At 45.9% G+C, this 19,398-nt stretch carries 20 protein-coding genes; 12 read left to right on the forward strand and 8 right to left on the reverse strand.

Translation table 11 applies throughout. From position 1 onward, the window contains the following. Positions 1–95: 95 nt before the first annotated feature. Entirely contained in the window at positions 96–437 is a 342-nt protein-coding gene (locus QT994_RS15805) for a YtxH domain-containing protein (protein WP_333176020.1), read from the forward strand. A gap of 37 nt (positions 438–474) precedes the next feature. Continuing rightward, the gene (locus QT994_RS15810; RefSeq protein ID WP_333176022.1) at positions 475–1,053 is read left to right on the forward strand and encodes a DUF948 domain-containing protein; all 579 of its coding nucleotides are present in this window, start codon (positions 475–477) and stop codon (positions 1,051–1,053) included. A gap of 14 nt (positions 1,054–1,067) precedes the next feature. On the opposite strand, the gene QT994_RS15815 is transcribed toward QT994_RS15810, so the two are convergent. Next, positions 1,068–1,928 carry an Rpn family recombination-promoting nuclease/putative transposase gene (locus QT994_RS15815; protein ID WP_333176023.1) on the reverse strand — a complete coding sequence of 287 codons (861 nt, stop codon included), beginning with the start codon at positions 1,926–1,928 and terminating at the stop codon, positions 1,068–1,070. 162 nt (positions 1,929–2,090) lie between these two features. Continuing rightward, positions 2,091–2,591, reverse strand: a complete 501-nt coding sequence (locus QT994_RS15820) for a DNA-binding response regulator (RefSeq protein WP_333050267.1) — start codon at positions 2,589–2,591, stop codon at positions 2,091–2,093. Between the two features lie 415 nt (positions 2,592–3,006). On the opposite strand from QT994_RS15820, the gene QT994_RS15825 reads away from it, so the two are divergent. Continuing rightward, entirely contained in the window at positions 3,007–4,677 is a 1,671-nt protein-coding gene (locus tag QT994_RS15825) for a C39 family peptidase (RefSeq protein ID WP_333176025.1), read from the forward strand. A gap of 205 nt (positions 4,678–4,882) precedes the next feature. Here QT994_RS15825 and QT994_RS15830 read toward each other — a convergent pair whose 3' ends face one another. Next, positions 4,883–5,146 (reverse strand): DUF4926 domain-containing protein, encoded by a 264-nt coding sequence (locus tag QT994_RS15830; RefSeq protein ID WP_333176028.1) that lies wholly within the window; start codon positions 5,144–5,146, stop codon positions 4,883–4,885. 165 nt (positions 5,147–5,311) lie between these two features. Next, complete coding sequence (gene argB / locus QT994_RS15835; RefSeq protein WP_333176029.1) at positions 5,312–6,223, reverse strand: acetylglutamate kinase; 912 nt, start codon at positions 6,221–6,223, stop codon at positions 5,312–5,314. Between the two features lie 246 nt (positions 6,224–6,469). Between argB and QT994_RS15840 the strand changes: the two genes are divergently transcribed. Beyond that, entirely contained in the window at positions 6,470–7,261 is a 792-nt protein-coding gene (locus QT994_RS15840) for an HAD family hydrolase (protein ID WP_333176031.1), read from the forward strand. A gap of 56 nt (positions 7,262–7,317) precedes the next feature. Here the strand turns inward: QT994_RS15840 and mreD are convergent, their stop codons facing one another. The 3 genes from mreD to QT994_RS15855 all read right to left on the reverse strand — a co-directional run bounded on the left by mreD (position 7,318) and on the right by QT994_RS15855 (position 9,782). Next, the gene (gene mreD, locus QT994_RS15845) at positions 7,318–7,884 is read right to left on the reverse strand and encodes a rod shape-determining protein MreD (protein WP_333046375.1); all 567 of its coding nucleotides are present in this window, start codon (positions 7,882–7,884) and stop codon (positions 7,318–7,320) included. Beyond that, entirely contained in the window at positions 7,881–8,687 is an 807-nt protein-coding gene (mreC, locus tag QT994_RS15850) for a rod shape-determining protein MreC (RefSeq protein WP_333176033.1), read from the reverse strand. Before mreC ends, mreD begins: the two co-directional genes overlap by 4 nt. Positions 8,688–8,774: 87 nt before the next feature. Continuing rightward, positions 8,775–9,782, reverse strand: a complete 1,008-nt coding sequence (locus QT994_RS15855; RefSeq protein ID WP_006632285.1) for a rod shape-determining protein — start codon at positions 9,780–9,782, stop codon at positions 8,775–8,777. Between the two features lie 330 nt (positions 9,783–10,112). On the opposite strand from QT994_RS15855, the gene QT994_RS15860 reads away from it, so the two are divergent. The 8 genes from QT994_RS15860 (at position 10,113) to QT994_RS15895 (ending at position 17,187) form a co-directional block, all read left to right on the forward strand. Then, positions 10,113–10,472 carry a single-stranded DNA-binding protein gene (locus tag QT994_RS15860; protein WP_333176036.1) on the forward strand — a complete coding sequence of 120 codons (360 nt, stop codon included), beginning with the start codon at positions 10,113–10,115 and terminating at the stop codon, positions 10,470–10,472. A 47-nt stretch (positions 10,473–10,519) separates the two neighbouring features. Further along, positions 10,520–11,041, forward strand: a complete 522-nt coding sequence (locus QT994_RS15865; protein ID WP_333176038.1) for a tetratricopeptide repeat protein — start codon at positions 10,520–10,522, stop codon at positions 11,039–11,041. 77 nt (positions 11,042–11,118) lie between these two features. Then, a complete protein-coding gene (locus tag QT994_RS15870) occupies positions 11,119–11,790 on the forward strand; it encodes a hypothetical protein (protein WP_333046369.1) in 672 nt (223 codons plus the stop codon). A gap of 71 nt (positions 11,791–11,861) precedes the next feature. Further along, entirely contained in the window at positions 11,862–13,166 is a 1,305-nt protein-coding gene (locus tag QT994_RS15875) for a TldD/PmbA family protein (protein WP_333176040.1), read from the forward strand. Between the two features lie 241 nt (positions 13,167–13,407). After that, entirely contained in the window at positions 13,408–14,232 is an 825-nt protein-coding gene (locus QT994_RS15880) for a DUF3153 domain-containing protein (protein WP_333176042.1), read from the forward strand. A gap of 152 nt (positions 14,233–14,384) precedes the next feature. Next, a complete protein-coding gene (locus QT994_RS15885; RefSeq protein ID WP_333176044.1) occupies positions 14,385–14,822 on the forward strand; it encodes a LapA family protein in 438 nt (145 codons plus the stop codon). A gap of 73 nt (positions 14,823–14,895) precedes the next feature. Then, a complete protein-coding gene (locus QT994_RS15890) occupies positions 14,896–15,711 on the forward strand; it encodes a segregation/condensation protein A (RefSeq protein ID WP_333176046.1) in 816 nt (271 codons plus the stop codon). Positions 15,712–16,023: 312 nt separating this feature from the next. Beyond that, positions 16,024–17,187 carry an NDP-sugar synthase gene (locus QT994_RS15895; protein WP_333046358.1) on the forward strand — a complete coding sequence of 388 codons (1,164 nt, stop codon included), beginning with the start codon at positions 16,024–16,026 and terminating at the stop codon, positions 17,185–17,187. A 122-nt stretch (positions 17,188–17,309) separates the two neighbouring features. On the opposite strand, the gene speA is transcribed toward QT994_RS15895, so the two are convergent. Then, positions 17,310–19,319: a biosynthetic arginine decarboxylase gene (gene speA / locus QT994_RS15900; RefSeq protein WP_333176048.1), complete on the reverse strand. Its 2,010-nt coding sequence runs from the start codon at positions 19,317–19,319 to the stop codon at positions 17,310–17,312. Positions 19,320–19,398 lie beyond the last annotated feature (79 nt).

The raw sequence follows: 19,398 nt of genomic DNA on the forward strand, positions 1-19,398 counted from the left end.
GACTCCCTAGGATTTTCAACAATATTTCTACCTTTGTAAAGGGCTGCGATCGGGCAAACGTGCCTAAAATTGGTGTATGGAGAGAAGTTATAAAAATGTCAACTAAACGTTCAGGATTATTTATTGGCGGTTTGCTTGTGGGTTCTGCGATCGGGGCAGTGACTGGCTTGCTGATAGCACCGCGACCAGGCAAGGAGACGCGGCAGATATTGAAAAAATCGGCCGATGCTTTGCCCGAGTTGGCGGAGGATTTATCGACTAGCGTGCAGTTGCAGGCCGATCGACTTTCTGAAACTGCAATCCGAAATTGGGACGAAACTTTGATTAGACTCAAAGAGGCGATCGCGGCAGGTTTGGAAGCGACTCAGCGGGAACGCCAAACACTGTCGGAAAGTGAAGCTGAAGTGAGTCCCCCGTCGCGCCCTCCCATCCGCTAAGTGAGATGAAATCCTCAACCACAAATCCGAGATTCAAGTGAGCGACCCTATATTCTGGCTAGGACTTTCAATTTTGCTAGTGGCAGTTAGCCTGACTGCTGTTTTAGTGACTTTAATACCTGCGGTGCAAGCGCTGGCCCGGGCGGCGCGCAGCGTGGAAAAGCTCGCTGACACGCTTTCTCGCGAATTTCCGCCTACTTTGGAGGCGATTCGGTTGACGGGGCTGGAAATTAGCGAGTTGACGGATGATGTCAGCGATGGGGTGCAAAGTGCGGGGGAGGTTGTCAAACAAGTCGATCGAAGTATTGGTAGCGCGAAGAAGCAGGCGCAAAACGTGCAGGTGACAACTCGCAGCGTGGTGACTGGGATTAAGGCTGCTTGGAAAACTTTAACTCGCAAGCCGCCCATGTCTGGAACAAATCGCCGATCGACAGAGAGATTGTCACCGAGTCAAAGAAGTGCGATTTCGCTGAGGGATTCGGGCTTGGAGGATAGGTATTCTGGGGTTTACGGTGCGGGTGCGAGTAATGGGGAATCGCCACGGTTGAGGGGTAGCGAGGGCTCGGGTTTGCCGGGGGATGCGGAAGATTTTGAGGAAGTGTCGAAGGATTCTTGATAGTCGATCGCTTTTTACCTTGCTTGTTTCAACTTTTGAATTTCCTCAATACTCAATCCTGTTGTTTGAGCGATCGTTGCTTCATCTAACACATCCAGAAGTCCTTTGGCAATTTCAAGCGCTTTTTCCTTCATTGCCTGTGAAACAGCCTGCTTAACAGCCTGCTTAACAGCTTTAGTAATAGCATTCCGCTGGTCTTGTATGTAAATTTCCTGATGTTCTAAATCTTCCAACTCTTCGCGGGTTAAATCGGCGCGATTCGCAACTTCAAAAGCTTTCTGAATTGCCTGGACTTCTCCCATTTGTTCCGGTACAACTTCTAAACTTTTGGCATTTTTCAGAAAATATATCCACTTATCGGTTAGAGTTTCTAATTCTTCTAATTTTTTGCCGAATTTCGGTAATTCAACAAACACTAACTCGATATCATAAATTAGATAGTCAACCAGATAATCTCTTTCTTTGAGGACAAAGCGGGAAATTACTTTGTCGAGATTTGGAAACATTTCAAAGTCAGTAATAGTTAAAGCAATTACCGGATTTAGTAGCGTGTAATCGGCCCCCGTGTCGAGTTGAATCGAATAAGCTTTAGCAGCATTGTACAAGATCCGCTTTTCAAAGCCTTCTACATTCAATACCTGCATTTCTATAATGACTGTTTGCTCGTTATTCAGCTTGGCTCGGATATCTAAGTAAGTATCTTTAACTCCTCTAATTTTGGGGGGTTGATAGGGATTGAGGATTTCTAAAGATTCGATCGCAGAATTACCTTGGTAGAGGATGGCGTTGAGAAAACTGATGAGGATTTCTTTGTTTTGTTCGTCGCCGAATATTTTTTTAAAGGCAAAATCTGTTTTGGGATTGATAAATCTCATTTTTAAAACCTCCAAGTTGAAGGGCTCGCTCTCGATTAAGATTATAGCATTTATGCTCTTTGGTTGAGGGTATGATTAGATCGCAGAGCTTTTCAGTAAGATTGGTGGTTGAGGGCCGATCGCCCTTTAGTTAGATTAGTTACTATAGGGGCGATCGCACATCTAATCTTTTTTATCCAAGTGTTCGGTTTTCGTAGTTTCTGAAGTTGAAGGGAATTCTAGTCGAATGTTAATATCAATTGATACTGTACTTTCTTTAAAACCTATATTAACTATTTTTACTAATGCTTCTGTCGGTACAGAATTATTTATTTTAAATTCAGGAGAAGACTGAGTTTTATATCCCGCTTCCTGTAGCCGATCGCAAATATTGCGCCAATTTCCTACAGGTTCGTTAGGTACATCTGCGAGTTTTTTAACATATTGGTATAAAGTTTTACATAAATAAACCTCTGCACTTTTGGAACTCTGAAACAGTTGGCGGGCGATTTCGGCGGGACTGCAACCGGAAAGCAATCCTCGCAGGTAAAGTTTTTCTGTTTCGGTTAGTCCCCTGCGCGATCGAGGAGAGATTTGCCGTTTAGCTTCTGCAAAAGCTTGGTACAGCCTTTCTAAGTCCCAGTGTTTGGCGGCTTCGGCAAATAAATCTTCTTTTGATGCCATTGTCGGGTGTGTTGAGATGTGGCTAACGACAGCATAACGGAAATTGCTAGCGTTTGTTAGTTGCTTGGTATCGGTAGCTAGTGTAGTATTATACTAATACTAAAGATATAAGTGTAAATACTTAGCTCAACGGGGAGGCGCGATCGCTTCAACTAACGTCAAAGCTAGTATTTGCAAAAGTTAGAGGGCGTTAAGTAAAGTTTTGTAACAAAAAAGCAGTATTTTGCATAAAACTTGCGGACTCAGCCCGATAGATAAATAGAGCTTTAGAAGTACCGCTACTGTTGCGGTTCATCGGGGCTAAGGGTTCATTAGGGCGATCGGCCGATCGGCTTTTACAACAAACAGTTTATTTAATCTAAGCAAACACAGGGCAAGTCTATGTACTTGTCTCTAATCAACACGAGGGAATAACGTGTCTAATTTTTTCACGCCTGAATTCAATAACGTAAGTGCGATCGCTCCTTGGAATGCCAGCCTAGAACCGACTAAGGCTATTATCCCGCAGCTAGATGCTAACCGTGTGTTAACGGGGGGTGTTGGTCAGGAAGTTAATCTCCCGACTTTAATGCCTGAAGCCTATGACAATACGATCTTGCCTGATGCTGCGCTAACGCGGATGGCTAATGGGGCGATCGCGGACCCCAACAGCAGTTTACCGGATAGCTCTGTCGATTTGCTAACAGGTCAGGCGATGTCAGAGGTTTATGGGGATTTGAGTAAGTTTGCGGCTGCTCCAGATTTCGTGGCTAAGATGAATGTAGCTTTTGGGGAAAACTGGGATGCTGCGGGTGCGAAAGCCTTAGCTGAAGGATGGTTTCAGGGAGATTTTAGCGAGATTCCGTCGGTGAAGGTTGTCTCGTCTGCTGAGATTGGCGGGGCGAATGGGGCTTTTGCAGCGACGACGGATACGATTTATTTATCGAAGGAATTTTTGGCTCGGAATGGGGCGAATCCGGCGGCGGTTGCGGATGTGTTGCTGGAAGAAATCGGACACTCTGTTGATGCGCGGTTGAATGTTACGGATTCACCGGGAGATGAGGGGGCGATTTTTGGGGCGATCGTTCAGGGGAAGGAGTTGAGTGAGGGTGAGCTTCAGGGGTTGAAGAGTGAGGACGATAGTGGGACTGTTGTGATCGACGGACACAAATATCTAGTGGAGAAACAGTTAAACCCAGCAGGTAGCATTGGTTCTTTTTACAACAGCCACCCAACTATAGCTCAGGCTTTGGGTAGAGATACGGGTGATGAATTTCAATTTTCACCTGGTAAATGGCGACAAAACTTCCAAAACGGTGCAATCTTTCACTCAGCCAATGGTACTTTCTCTGTTCGCGGTAGCCTGGGCAATTATTACCTGAATTTAGGAGGTCAAAATAGTCAGCTAGGTTTGCCTACCAGTGAAGAATTTCAAGTTACTAATGGATGGCGACAAAATTTTGAGCGGGGTTATGTTAACTGGTGGAATACTGGTAATGGGACGTTTACACTGAATAATTCACCGTCATTGGTAAGCAGCACACAACAAGCAAACTCATTTTTTAAACTTCAATACAGGAACCCAACCTATAACTATTCGGGACCGAATAGTAGTACCAACTGTGGCCCGGCTAGTTTAGCGATGATTCGTCAAATGTTTGGTATGGAGCAGGCGAATATCAGTGACGAAACTAGCATTGACTACGCACGTTATCTGATGTTTGGTTATTCTAATGGGACAAGTCAAGGAGTCTCTGTTCTCAATCAAGACACAGTGTGGACATCGTTTGACAATGTGAAAAACGGCATCAGAAACTCTGGTGGTACAGCAGAAGAGTTAACAGGATGGGATAATTTAGATCGGTCTCTAGCTGCTGGAAAGCCGGTCATTAACTACGGTACTTTAACGAATGCTTGGCGTGGACAGTTTCCATCAAGAGTCGGAAGTGGTTCGGGGGGTCATTGGAATGCTATTCTAGGCAAAACTTCCGAGGGAAAATACATAGTTGCTGATCCGATGCACGAGGGGGGTACAGTTGCCATGACAAAAACTCAATTAAGTGTTTTTAATGCCAACCCGCAATTCATTGCTTTTGCTCGGAGGTAGAAAAAAATCACTCAATTTGCTATAGCTTAACAGCGACGCGCAACTGGTAGAGTGCAGCCGATCGTTCTTTATTTGGAATTAAAGAGCGATCGCCCTTATTTTCCCAAAGCGCGATCGCCCTTTTCCCCAAATAACTAAAATGGCGATAGCCCTTTCCTTCCCAAAGTGCGATCGCCCTTATCGAACTTTTATTCCCCTGACATTACTAAGCAACTGCCAGTTCATATTGCAGAACTAAAATTTCATCGGCTTTTAACATAGCCATAGCATATTCCTTCCCTTGACTATCAGCAAACTCCACTAAATACTGACATTCCTTTCCCGTATCATACACTTCAACAATAGTTCCCACAAGTCCAACTGGCAAACTAGAAATAGATGCGTATTCTGGTTCCACTAGCGCTAATCGCGTATTTGAAATCGGCTTGAAAATCGCAACAGAATCCAAAAGTCTAAAGTTTTTAATCATACTTTAACAAAATCTGAAATCCAACAACGGTTAGAATTAGTTGAAGTAATTTCCCCGAAGTACCTTCTCAAGGTTTGTAGGGGCAGGTTTAGTTAGGATATACGCGCTCTCCCAGCGAGTTTACCTATTTCACGCACCCGCCCTCCCCACGCTAGGATTTACCCCTTATTTAGGCCTTAAGTTCGCGCTGCTAAATTCAGAAGCCACAATCATCGACCCAATCCCCGCATCCGTAAATATTTCTTGCAGCAAAGCATGAGGAATTCGACCGTCAATAATGTGAGCACCCTTCACACCCTGAGCCAAACTCCGCACACAACAATTAACTTTCGGAATCATGCCCCCAGACACAACTCCCGACTCCACCAACTCTCTTGCTTCTTGAATATCCAACTTAGCAATCAGACTCTCTGGCTTGTGATAATCCTCTAAAATTCCCGCAGTATCAGTCATCAAAATCAACTTTTCTGCTCCCAAACCAGCCGCAATTTCCCCAGCCACCGTGTCAGCATTAATGTTGTAAGATTGACCGTTTTCATCGGCTGCCACGCTCGACACCACCGGAATATAACCGCTGTTCACCAAAGACTCCAAAATCTGGATGTTCACGCCGCTGACTTCACCCACAAACCCAATTCCTTCCCGGCCATCTGGACGAGCTTGAATCAGATTGGCATCCTTGCCGCACAATCCCACTGCTTTGCCACCAGCTTGGTTGATTAACGAAACAATTTCTTTATTTACTTTCCCCACCAAAACCATTTCTACAACTTCCATTGTTGTCGCATCAGTCACTCTCAAACCATCCTTGAATTGCGGCTCAATTCCCAATTTTTCAAGCCAAATATTAATTTCCGGGCCGCCGCCGTGAACTACAACCGGACGCATCCCCACGCAAGCTAGCAGCACAATATCCCGAACCACCTTGTCTTTGAGATTGCTATCTTTCATCGCCGCACCGCCATATTTGACCACTATGGTGCGGCCGGCAAAGTGTTGAATGTAAGGCAGTGCTTCGGACAGCACCTCTACTCGATTAGTATCCGAATTCCTAACAAAATCGCTTTGTTTGAGCATGGGTAAATTACAAAAGACTAAAAACTTAATTCTAAACTTTAATGGCTAAAGCACATATCAACAGCCACAAAAATCACTTTTTGCCTTGAATTTATCCACGCGCAGGCTCGATCGCCCTTATTGAGCCCAATCCTCAAAAAATGAATAGGTTTTTTTAATAATATGATTTAAAATTATGTATTCTAACTTATAAGATTTTTGCTAAAGTCAATAAATGTATAACTCCCTTGATTTACTTAACGTTTTATGTTAACTACTGTCGATCAAGACTCCGAAAACCTTCAGTACAAGCTACCATTAGAGGCTGACTCCTCCCGCCGGATGACAGTATTTTGCGATTTAGACGGGCCCATAGTCGATGTGTCCGATCGCTACTATGCCACCTATCAACAGGGATTGGCCGATACTCAAGCAGCTTATCTTGCTAGGGGAATCAACCTCAACCTCCAACTCCTCAGCAAACAGCAGTTTTGGCAAATGAAACAAAACCGAGTACCCGATGCTGAAATCGCCAAAAGTTCCGGCTTGTGCGGAGAAGAAATTCACGTTTTTCTCGGATGCGTCAGTCGGATTGTCAATCAGCCAGACTTGTTGCACTTAGATCGCATCCAGCCGGGAGTGCAATGGGCGATCGCACTTCTACACTCCCGCGGCGTGCGGCTGATTTTAGTTACCTTAAGGCCGAGAAATCAAGCCGTTCAACTGTTACAAAATTACGGTTTAGCCAGACTGTTTACCAGCATTCGCGGAACTCAGATGGCGGATGCCGCTTATCACAACTATACAGCCTTAAAAACTGAATTGTTGGCTGAAGTTGCAGAAGAATTTGAGTCATCCCTGGGTTCGGCTTGGATGATCGGAGATACAGAAGCAGACATCCTCGCAGGAAAAGCATTGGGAATACCTACAATTGCCGTTACCTGCGGAATTCGCAGTCGCTATCAACTGCAAAAGCACCAGCCTAATTTCATTCTCAGCGACTTGATTATTGCCGTTCATCACTTATTAGGTTCCGGTCAACAAGTAATAGTAGAATGACTACACTTTACAGTAATTAGTTAACTGTTAACAGTTGACTAATTACTGTTGACTGACTAAGACTTTTCTAAATTCCTGGTCATTTCCCACAAGCGATTGAGGGGAAAATAAATCACCGGAGCCCAAAGACTGCTAAGAATAGCAGAACACAAAGCCACTCGCTGGTGATAGCTCCAAATTTCCAGTAAAGCCCGATCGCCCATAGCAAAAAATTGCAGCCCCATCACCGTTTCCGCTACCACCGCCATCCCAAATACAATTAACGCGATCGGAATCGGATCTCTCTCAACAATATCTGCTGGAATCGACCAGGTTTTCTGCAAAACAACTGTTAGGACTCCTACAACAACTAGACTGACAGCGTGGGTGGGATCAGGAGCCGTCATCGCATCTTGAAGAAACCCCAAAACCAAGCCCATGCTAGCGGCTCCCCAAACTGTACGTTTCCGCTTAATACTCCAAGCAACCAACCAAATTAACAGCCAGTTAGGTCCAATTCCCAGCAATTCCATTCCCGGCATCCGAGTGGGCAATATCAGTATGCACAGCATCACAGATAGAAATGTAACTGCGAAGTTGAGAAATTGGCGCGATCGCGAAGACATCCGGGATAAAGCTTTCATTGTTGCTGTGCTCCCTCAGATGCTGCTGAAGATTGACTCTGCGAATCCTTCGGTTCGGCTTGCTTAGAGTGCGGGTAAACCACCGCCCACTCTAGAGCATTCATCGGTGCAGAAAACTCAACCACAGCTTCTGGAGCCGGAGTTTTATTCATATCCACCGAAACCACTTTTCCCACAGGCAAACCAGCAGGGAACAACTGACTGTAAGAAGAAGTTGAAACCACATCCCCAGGCTTGACATTGGGAACATTCTCAAAAAACTCCATCACAGCCTGATTTCCGCCTTTCCCGCGCATAAAACCCATGTGGCGACTGCGGCTAACTCCCACACCCAATTGACTGGTAGCGTCGCTGATTAACAGCACCAAGCTAGTATTAGGAGTAACGCTGACAACTCGGCCTACCAAACCGCCGGGGCCCATCACAGTAAAATCTGTTTTAATGCCATCGTTACTGCCACGCCCCAAGGTTACTTGCTGCCACCAGTGGTCGGCGCTGCGACCAACAATAGGAGCTACAATTCCTTGAGGTTTCTTAGGCGAAACGTAACCTAAAAGCTCTTTTAGCTTCTGATTTTGATTTTCTACTTCTAATAGCTGCGCTTGCAATTCTTGAGTGCGCGCCGAGATGATTTCCTCTTGCCCCGAGCCGTTGGCGTGAAACGGACGAGTCACCCAATTGTAAACTTCAAATACTGCCGCACCTTGTGTTTGTCGAACTCCCCAAGCGGCAGTTACAGCTAAACCTAGAAAAGCAATTTGCAGCCGCAGATCCCACCACTTTCGGAATGTATTTTTTAGCATAATTTCACTAATCTAAAATTGTTATGTCAGGATTTTAGATTTGAGATTGCAGCCGTATTTCTAAATCCACAATCCCAAATTTGTTAACTACATATTACGCGACGACTGCCCGCTGAAAACCCGTTCCAACTGTTTGTTTTCCAATACCCTACCAGTTCCCAAGACCACGCAGCACAGAGGATCTGCTGCCACGTGAGTGACAATTCCTGTTTCGTGACTGATCAGAGTATCTAAACCTTTCATCAGCGCGCCACCACCAGCCAGCATAATTCCCCTGTCAATAATATCTGCTGCTAATTCCGGCGGGGTGCGTTCCAAAGTACGCTTGACAGCTTCCACAATTACTGAAAGCGGTTCCGACATACTTTCGCGAATTTCTGGGCCTTTGATAGTAACAGTTCGTGGCAAACCCGACAGTAAGTGCAAGCCCCGCACTTCCATCATTACATCGTCATCCTCTGGAGTTGGATATGCAGAACCAACCTGAATCTTAATTTCTTCAGCAGTGCGTTCGCCGATGACCAAATTGTGAACTTTTTTCATGTATTGGACGATCGCCTCATTGAGTTCGTCGCCGGCTACCCGCACAGACTCACTGATCACCGTACCTTGCAAACTCAAAACCGCAACTTCCGTCGTACCTCCGCCTATATCTATAATCATATTGCCAGTCGCCTCAGCAACAGGCAGTCCAGCTCCGATCGCCGCAGCGATGGGTTCATCAATTAACCGTACTTCTCTAGCACCGGCCTGAGTCGCCGCCTCAATGACAGCACGCCTCTCGACTCCGGTGACACCGCTGGGGATGCCAATAATTATCCGCGGCGAAACTAAGCTTCGGCCTTCGTGAACCCTGCGGATAAAAGTCTTGAGCATCAATTCCGCCGTATCGAAGTCTGCAATTACCCCGTCGCGAAGCGGGCGCAGTGCTATGACATTCCCTGGCGTGCGCCCGAGCATTTTCTTAGCTTCTTCTCCAACAGCCAGCGGTATTTTTAAATCTTGGTCAATCGCCACTACAGAAGGTTCCTGCAGAACAATACCTTTGCCCGATACATAAACGAGCGTGTTAGCAGTACCGAGGTCGATACCCATATCTCTAGATAACGAAAATCGATTGAGAAGACCCACTGATTCGTACCCCCCCCAAAAACTAAAATACTATTGTGTGCAATAATGTTGTTACAAAAGTGTAACCGAGGTGGATTCTATTACGTTTTTCATCCTGAGTCTAGTCAGAAATGTACATTGTCGAGCTCAGGTTGAGCGCAGACTCGCCAATCATCCACTATCAATATGTTCTGCTAACTGGGTGTACAATCAGGATGAAGCCTCACAAGCGTTGTTCCAAGTTCAGTTTGGAGGCTAATGCGCGTGTGGACTGTTTAACTACATCACCGATCGACCACATTCCCAAAAAAGTTTATGAGTCTTAATGTTGTGACTTTAGTAGGCCGCGTCGGCGGCGACCCGGACGTTAAGTATTTTGAGTCGGGTACAGTTAAGTGTAGTTTGACGCTGGCAGTGAATCGCAGAACCAAGAACAGCGATCAACCAGACTGGTTCAATCTGGAAATCTGGGGCAAAACAGCGCAGATTGCTGCTGACTACGTTCGCAAAGGCTCTCTAATTGGCGTAACAGGCTCTTTGAAGTTCGATCGCTGGCAAGACCGCAATACGGGTTCAAATCGCTCGAAGCCGGTAATAAAAGTAGACCATTTAGACTTGCTGGGTTCCAAACGCGACAACGAGTCGGGTATGCCGCAAAACAACAGCGAATTCTAGTGTTTGGGGGATTTGGGAAGTAATATTTGTGAATTGGGTGGGTGCTCGTGACTTCAGAAAAGTTAGAAATTGTTCAAACTGAGTACCAAGCTGGGCAAGTAGCTTTTGAGAGTGGCCGGTATGCTGAAGCTGTGCAGAGTTTAGAAACAGCTACGGGTTTAGTCGATCGAAATTCCCGGTTGGGCGGTGAGGTGCAGATGTGGCTAGTGACAGCCTACGAAGCCTCTGGCAATACAGAAAGGGCGATCGAGCTTTGTCGTTCGCTCACCCGCCATCCCCGCCAAGAAACCCGCCAGCAAGCAAAGCGCTTGCTGTTCATTCTCGAAGCTCCCAAACTCACTATCCCTCCTGAATGGATGGTGAAAATCCCTGATTTGGCAGCTTTAGATGAAAATCAATCAATCAGTTTTCAAGCCAATCCCAACGCTGATATCAAGTACGCTAAACCCAAGCCAGTCGTACCAGAGCCTGTAGATTTGAGTCAGGTTAATACGAAAGATAATAGGTTTATTTGGGTAGCGTTAATTGCGATCGGGCTAATTTTAGGCGGCTTATTTCTTAGTTATTAATCATTTTTTCATTCGCACAAACTCTATCTCTAGGGTGCGCCGAGGCGCACCTTACCCCTACTGAGAGAAGTTAAGCAATGCCTTTTAGCAATTATAAAAGTATCAGCGCGGTCGCTAAAGAATTCCAAATTAATTACCTACGGGATAATTTCATTGTCGAAACAGAATTTGCAGTCAGCGAAGTTTTTCGGAATGAATTAGAATTGATTTTCAATGACGGAGTATTTGACAACTCGGAAATCGCCATTTGTGAAAATATCATTTATCCTGTATTAAAAGAAGTTTGGAAAAATTATCGAAGTAATTTTCTCCTCTGGAGTCACCAAACCTTAGTCTATAATGAGAATCTGTGCGGAATTCCAGATTATATATTGGCTAAGCGCTCCCCCCTTGGCACAGTAGTTTTTGACAAGCCCTATTTCATATTAGTTGAAGCCAAGAAAGAGAGCGCCTTTGATGAAGGATGGGGGCAGTGTTTGGCAGAAATGATCGCCGTGCAGCGACTTAACAATGAACCAGAACAAACTATCTTTGGGATTGTTTCTAATGGGGCAATGTGGCAGTTTGGCAAGCTAAAATTAGCAATGTTTACGCAAAATAAAATTTTCTATACAATTCAGGACTTAGAGCGACTGTTTGCAGCCGTTAACTATGTTTTTAAACAGTGTGAATTACAATTAGAGGAGAAGGAAGAAGGAAGGAACGACACTGATTTAGACACGGATACACGGATTAATAATCCAGCATGAGGCAGGAGTCAGATGTTGAATAGCGATAATTGCTAAAATAAAAAAAAGACCAAACCAGAAAGGCTATTATTGTGAGCGATTCAACCGTAGACCAGATTTTGAAATTGGCCTCTCAGCGCGCGGATGCCGCTGAAGTATACTACCTGTCGAGTCAAGACACCCCCATCGAATTTGAAAACAATCGCCTCAAATCCCTGCAAACCAAAGCACTGCAAGGCGTAGCACTGCGCCTGATTTACCAAGGCAAAATTGGTTTTGCTAGTTCCACAGATTTAACGCGGATAGACGATTTAGTAGATGCAGCGATTCAAACAGCCGAAATCGGCGACCCCGCAGAATTTGAACTCGCCTCCAACTTCCACCTAAAAGGCTCGGAAACTACCTACACTCCACCCACAACTCAAGAATTAGTCGAAAACGGCAAAAACCTGATCGAGCAAGTTCACGCCTACAATCCCGATATTATGGTAGATGTGGGCTTCCACGTCCGCAGCGGCCGCGTGAAAATTGCCACGACGCAAGATTTGTATGCCGAAAGAAGCAGCCAAATAGTCAGCGGCTCGCTATCGGGAAATTTGGTAAAAGGAGAAGACTTTATGCAAGCATATAGCTACGATGTCGCGCGCGATCGTCCCCTAGACACCAACAGCATCCTCCAATCACTCCTCGAAAAATACCGCCTCGCCGAACACTCAGCCACCATCACCAGCGGTTCCTACCCAGTATTATTTACCCCCAATGCCGCTGCTAGCACCCTCGGCGGCCTCTTTGATACCATCCTTTCAGGCCAAGCAGTAGTTCAAAAAGCCTCTCCCCTAGCCGACAAAATCGGCGAAACCTTATTTGACGAACGCTTTACCTTTTTTGAAGACCCCACTTTAGGCCCTTCTGCTTGTCCCTTTGACGACGAAGGTACACCCACCACCCGCAAAATCTTGATAGACAAAGGTACTGTCACCGGATTTTATTGGGATCGCAGGTGGGCCGCTCGCGCCGGTGTACAATCAACCGGCAACGGTTTTCGTGGCGGATTGTCTCGTCCAGGCCCGGATTTGACTAACTTTTGCATTTCCCCAGGAAATACCGCCACTCAAGACTTGATTGCTAGCATGGACGAAGGTCTAATAGTAGAGCAGGTTTTAGGTGCCGGTCAGTCCAATCAGTTAGCTGGCGAATTTTCTGTCAATTTGGACTTAGGCTATAAAGTAGAAAAAGGCAAAATTGTGGGTCGCGTCAAGAATACAATGGTGGCAGGCAGCATTTTTGAAGCGTTTAAAAATTTGGCAGATTTGAGTAGCGAAGCTGAATGGGTAGGTGGTGCAGCCTATTTGCCGAGTATGCTGTTTCAACAGTTGGGTGTAGCTTCCAGGCAATAAGTTCAGTGCGGTTAATTCCAGGTAAGGCCGACACTGCTACCCGCAAAATGTGAGCAATCACGTCAAAAAAACCCGGTTTCTGCCAAAAATTCTCTATGAAATCGCCCTTCGGCCACCCAGAAACCGGGTTTTTGGTAAGCGGTTCGTAAGTCCAGACGTGCAAAACAAACATAGAAACAGTGTCTGCCATTCAACGGTTTGCTAATTCATGCAAATAGGTAAAAACAGGGAAAAATTTATAATGAAAGAGCCAAATGTCAAGGATGGAACTGGGAAGAAGAAAAAGCACTTTTTCTTTCTTTTACCTTTGGTTTTTTGCCTTTTAAATCTAGTGACGGGATGCGTTCAGTACGATGTCGGGGTGAACTTTGAGAGTCAAACTCGCGGCGAAATCGTGCAGCACATTAAACTGGGGGAAAGGTTGACGAGCTTCAGCAGCGAAACTGTTGGAGATTGGTTGAAAAGCGTAGAACGCCGCGTGAGGTTGCTGGACGGAAAAACTAAACGGCTTTCGCCCACAGAAGTTATAGTGAGGATTCCTTTCAATAATGGAGCCGAGTTGCAAGACAAGTTTAACCAATTTTACAATCCCGTCGCACCAACCACAAAATCTCGGATCGCAAGTCCGCTAGAAACAGATTTGCCGAAGTTTGAATCTCACCTGAATGTCAAGCAGAATAATTTGTTATTGGTGCTGCGAAATCGGTTGAGTTTGGAATTGGATTTGCGCTCTCTTTCACTGCTTTCTTCTAATGGAAGTCTGCTGCTGAGCCCGGGGGGACTTTTGGAGCTAGACTTTAGCTTGAACACACCTTGGGGCGCCGAAAGTGTTGAAACTGTTGCCGGTGCGCTGGTTCCCGAAACCTATCAGCAAGGAAAACAGTTAGTTTGGAAGCTCAAACCCGGAGAAGTTAATTATTTGGAGGCGATATTCTGGATTCCCAGTCCCGTAGGAATAGGGGCCCTGATTATTGCTTTATTTGTGGCGGCGGGCATTACTTTGAAATATCAAATATTGCCAGCACTGGGAATCGGAAAGAAACCGCAAAACCTCGGTCAAACCTAAAAAGGATATGTCCTGCAGGGGCGGGTTAACCAATCTCTTCAATCAACTCTCAGAGCTGCAATAAACCCGCCAATCCTCGGATATTATGGTTAATTGAGCAGATTTGATCTTATCAAAAAAGCTGGGAGAATCTGCCCAAAAACTGTTGACAAATGCGAAACAGTTTGCTTAACCTGAATTTAGAATTAGGAACAGAGAAAATGCGAGCGCTAAATTTCTTCTTCATCTTTCTGATTTGCTTGGCTCTAGTATTTTTCAGTATCGAAAATACAGAGCCCGTCGCGATTCAAGTTATCCAAGGCGTCCAAGTTAAAGCTCCGCTGTGCGTAGAACTAATTGTAGCGACTGGATTAGGGGCGACACTAGCGTGGCTGTTCAGTCTGTGGTCGAGAATGCAGCGAACCCTCGCCTCGCGCCAACAACTTCGCCAAGTTCGCGAAAAAGAGCAGCGGATTCAGGAATTAGAACAAAATCTTGAACGCTATAAAGCCGAAGTAGAAGCCAAACAACCTTTGTTAGAAAGTGCAGAACCGATAAGTTTAGAAATAGCAGCCATTGAGGACACAACTGCTGAAATCACCGCCACTTAACTTGATATGCTCTCTCGTTTTCGGAGAGAGAAAATCTAAAATCTAAAATCTAAAATCTAAAATCTAAAATCGAATGGCCGTTTCCCGAGACCAAGATGGTTTAGAAACGATTTCCGAGGGGATCGCAATTTTAATTGACCTAGCCGAACGGGGAGAAATTGATCCTTGGGACGTTAAGGTAATTGAAGTGTTCGATCGATGTCTGAGCAAGCTTACGAACGCCTCCGATGCCGACCAGAGTAAGGATTTCTCCGATTTGTCCCACTCCGGCCAAGCGTTTTTGTACGCTTCAATGCTGGTGTTGCTCAAAGCAGAAAGTATCGTCCTCTCAGAACCCCCCCCTAATCCCGACTCGGCCGACGAGGCGACGCTAGAAGACGCAGAGCACTCAGGCGGGCGACACTTGCCGCAGCATTTGGAGCGACAATTGCGCCGTCGCGGTGTAGCTCAACTACCGCAAAAACGCCCGGTGACTCTCCCAGAACTGATTGAGCAGTTGCAGCTAATGAAAGCAGCAATGGAGCAGACAGTTACGCCCCGACGCCGCCCTACCTCAAAAATGCGATCGCAAGCAGCCCAGGCTATCTTTGAGCTAGCTCACCAAGAAAATTTGGTGGAAACTGCTAGTGAACTCGATCGGTTTCTGGCAGAACGGGGATCGGAAATTGACGAGGGTTGGCTCGACTTGGAACAACTGCTGGAACTTTGGCATCATAAGGATTTGCACTCTCCTCTCCACCCAGAACTCCCGGTATCGACTGGGGAAGTTCACTTGCCAAATCATGACCGCGTGGGTATCTTTTGGGCGTTGTTGCTGCTGTCGGCTCAGTCTAAAGTAGAGTTGCTTCAAGAGGAGTTTTATCAAGACCTCAAAATTCGGGCACTTTGAGCTTGCACGGTATTAGGTTCTCCGGCGAAACTAATAACTGTGCCGCTGCGTCGGTTAAAATTCCAGACAGAACCTCGCTCGCCGCCATTCTGCTGCTGAGTCTCGAATGCGGACAGCGGGAGTGCGAAGTTTTTGCTGATTCCCGATTCCTGGTTTCTTAAATTAAGCAAATAGGGAAGAGTGATTGATGGCCTGGTACGATGTCGCCTATAAACAGGTCAGGATTTTGCCGGGCTCGATCGATTCGATCGCAACCGCTAGCATCTAATTGTTGAGTTTATATCAATTAACAGAGGGTTGAGGAAGTTAAGAATGAAAGCGATGATTCTGGCGGCCGGTAAAGGCACTCGCGTCCGTCCCATTACTCAGACAATACCCAAACCGATGATTCCCATCCTGCAAAAGCCAGTGATGGAGTTTTTGGTTGAATTGCTCCGACAGCACGGATTTGACCAGATTATGGTCAATGTTTCCCACTTGGCAGATGTGATTGAAAACTACTTCCGTGACGGTCAAAAATTTGGGGTACAAATTGCCTATTCTTTTGAAGGGCGAATTGAGGAGGGAGAACTTATTGGAGAAGCTCTGGGTTCGGCTGGTGGCATGAAGCGGATTCAGGACTTCTCGCCGTTTTTTGATGATACTTTTGTGGTGCTGTGCGGCGACGCTTTGATTGACTTGGACTTGACTGCTGCTGTGAAGTGGCACCGGGAAAAAGGGGCGATCGCTACTATTGTGATGAAATCGGTTCCGCCCGAGGAAGTTCCCAGTTACGGTGTCGTAGTTACGGACGAGTCTGGCAAAATTAAAGCTTTCCAAGAAAAACCTTCTGTAGAAGAAGCTCTGAGTACCGACATCAACACTGGTATTTATATTTTTGAACCAGAAATATTCAATTACATCCCTTCGGGCGAGGAGTACGATATCGGTTCGCAGTTATTCCCCGCGCTAGTAGCAGCAGGTGCCCCTTTTTACGGGATTAGCATGGACTTTGAGTGGGTGGATATCGGCAAAGTTCCTGACTATTGGCGGGCAATTCAGAGCGTGCTGCTGGGACAAGTTAAAAATGTTTCTATTCCGGGAATTGAAGTACGCCCCGGCATTTACGCGGGTTTGAATGTAGCTGTTAACTGGGATAAGGTTGATATTACTGGGCCTGTTTACATTGGCGGGATGACGATCATTGAGGATGGAGCAAAAATTATCGGCCCGACAATGATCGGCCCAAATTGTTGGCTTTGCAGTGGCGCCACTGTGGAAAACAGCGTGATTTTTGAATATTCCCGTTTGGGCCCGGAGGTGCGGTTGGTTGATAAACTGGTGTTCGGGCGCTACTGCGTTGATAAAACGGGGGCTGCGATCGATTTGCAAGCGGCGGCTCTCGATTGGCTGATTACTGACGCTCGCCAAGTTTTACCGACTCAACACGGAGAAGAGCGGCGGGCGATATCGGAAATTCTCGGTCATGGTGCATAATTGCTAATTGCTAATTTGCAATTGCTAATTACTCAAGGTAAGGTGCGCTAGGCGCACCCTACTTTTACATTTATGATCTCAGCTTTCAATTCTGGTAATGTGCTTAGGTGGCACGCTACATTTTAAGACTGAAGATAAGTATATTGGCTGAGACTCCGCTCGTAATTTTGTAGCAAAAGTTGGGCCTCGGAAAGAGTAATTTTATTTTGCTGCAAAGCTGCTTCTGTCTGACGGCGGATGCTTTCAACCAAATTTTCTGAATCGTACTGTACGTAGCTGAGGACTTCTTTCATAGTGTCTCCTTTCACAACGTGTTCGATATGATAGCCAGAAGGTGTTAGCTGAATGTGAACTGCATTAGCATCGCCGAATAAGTTGTGAAGGTTGCCCATAATTTCTTGATAAGCACCTCCCAAAAATAGCGCCAAATAGTAAGGTTCTCCAGGTTTAAGAGTATGCAGTTCCAAAACCGACTTCACATCTCGTAAATCAATAAATTGGTCGATTTTGCCGTCGCTGTCGCAGGTTAGATCGGCTAAAATACCGCGTTGAGTTGGTTCTTCGTCGAGTCGGTTAATGGGCATAATTGGGAACAATTGGTTAATTGCCCAACTGTCTGGGACTGACTGGAAAACAGATAAGTTGATGTAATAAATGGACGCCATCACCTTTTCTAAATCTTCCAAATCCTCCGATACATATTCTTTTTGCCGCGCGATTTTCTGTATTTTATTGCAGCAAGCCCAGTACAACTGTTCTGTTTTCGCCCGTTCCGCAATCCCCAAATAGCCTAAGTTAAATAAACTGACTGCTTCTTCCTTGAATTGGATGGCATCGTGATAAACTTCTTGGTAATTTTCCGGACTGATAGATTGGTAAATTTCGTAGAGATTGCGCGGAATTTGGTGGGCGTTTTCGTCTACTGGTTCGGGTACTTCTCTGGGGACATCGCTAGTACCGAGTACGTCAAAAACTAAGACTGATTGGTGAGAAGCGATCGCCCGCCCGCTTTCGCTAATGATAATTGGTACCGGGATTTTCCGCTCGTCGCAGGCATCTTTCACTCCCGCTACTACGTCGTTAGCGTAGTTTTGCATATTGTAGTTTTTGGAAGCGTGGAAGTTTGTTTTAGACCCGTCGTAGTCAACGCCGAGTCCGCCGCCTACGTCCAAGTAGTTCATATTAGCTCCCAATTTAGCTAATTCTACATAAATGTGGCTGGCTTCTCGAATGGCGTCTTTGATGACACTAATTGAGGAAATTTGAGAGCCGATGTGGAAGTGCAATAACTGCAAACAATCGAGCATTCCAGCTTTTTCTAGTTCGCCGACTGCACGGATAATTTCAGGAATTGTCAAGCCAAATTTTGCCCGATCGCCCGTGGAGCCTCCCCAGCGGCCCACGCCTTTGGTAGTGAGTTTTGCTCGCACTCCCAAAATTGGTTTAATTCCTAATGCTTTGCTTGCTGCGATTGCGAGTTCTACTTCCTCTATTTGCTCCAGCACAATTACGGAAGTTTGCCCTAGCCGCTGCGCCAAAATAGCAGTTTCGATGTATTCGCGGTCTTTGTAACCATTACAAATTAACAAAGCGCCGGGAGTTTTCAAGGTGGCCAAAGCTATCATTAATTCCGGTTTAGATCCGGCTTCCAGTCCGAAGTGATGGGGTTCACCAAAACGCACCAAATCTTGAATTAATTGTCGGTGCTGGTTGCATTTAACTGGAAAGACACCGCGATAGACATTTTTGTAATTGTAGCGAGCGATCGCTCTGGCAAAACACGAATTTAAGCGCTCGATCCGGTCTTCCAAGATATCAGAAAATCGAATGAGCAGGGGCAAAGCCAAATTTCGTTGTTTGAGGGATTCTACCAGTTCGCACAAGTCGAGGGAACCGCCGCGATCGCCCTTGGGAGAAACTGTAACGTGACCGGCTGCATTGATCGAAAAATACGGTTCGCCCCAACCTTGAATGCGGTAGAGTTTCTCACTATCTTCTATTGTCCAAGATTTTTGTGGCAGTTGAGCCGCCGTTACCAAAGCACTGTCTGGTGCCGCCAAACTCGTGACTGTTGGCGAGTGAGTCGATAGGGGATCGAGATCGGAGAAAGCAGCGGTGGCTGGGGAACTCATCTTATCGGAAACCTCTTTGAGGAGTGGTCAAATAGATAGTTTATCGCACATATCGGGTTTCCTGATGCAGTAGAAAAAT

Source organism: Microcoleus sp. S13_B4 (assembly GCF_036700885.1).
Classification (GTDB): domain Bacteria; phylum Cyanobacteriota; class Cyanobacteriia; order Cyanobacteriales; family Microcoleaceae; genus Microcoleus.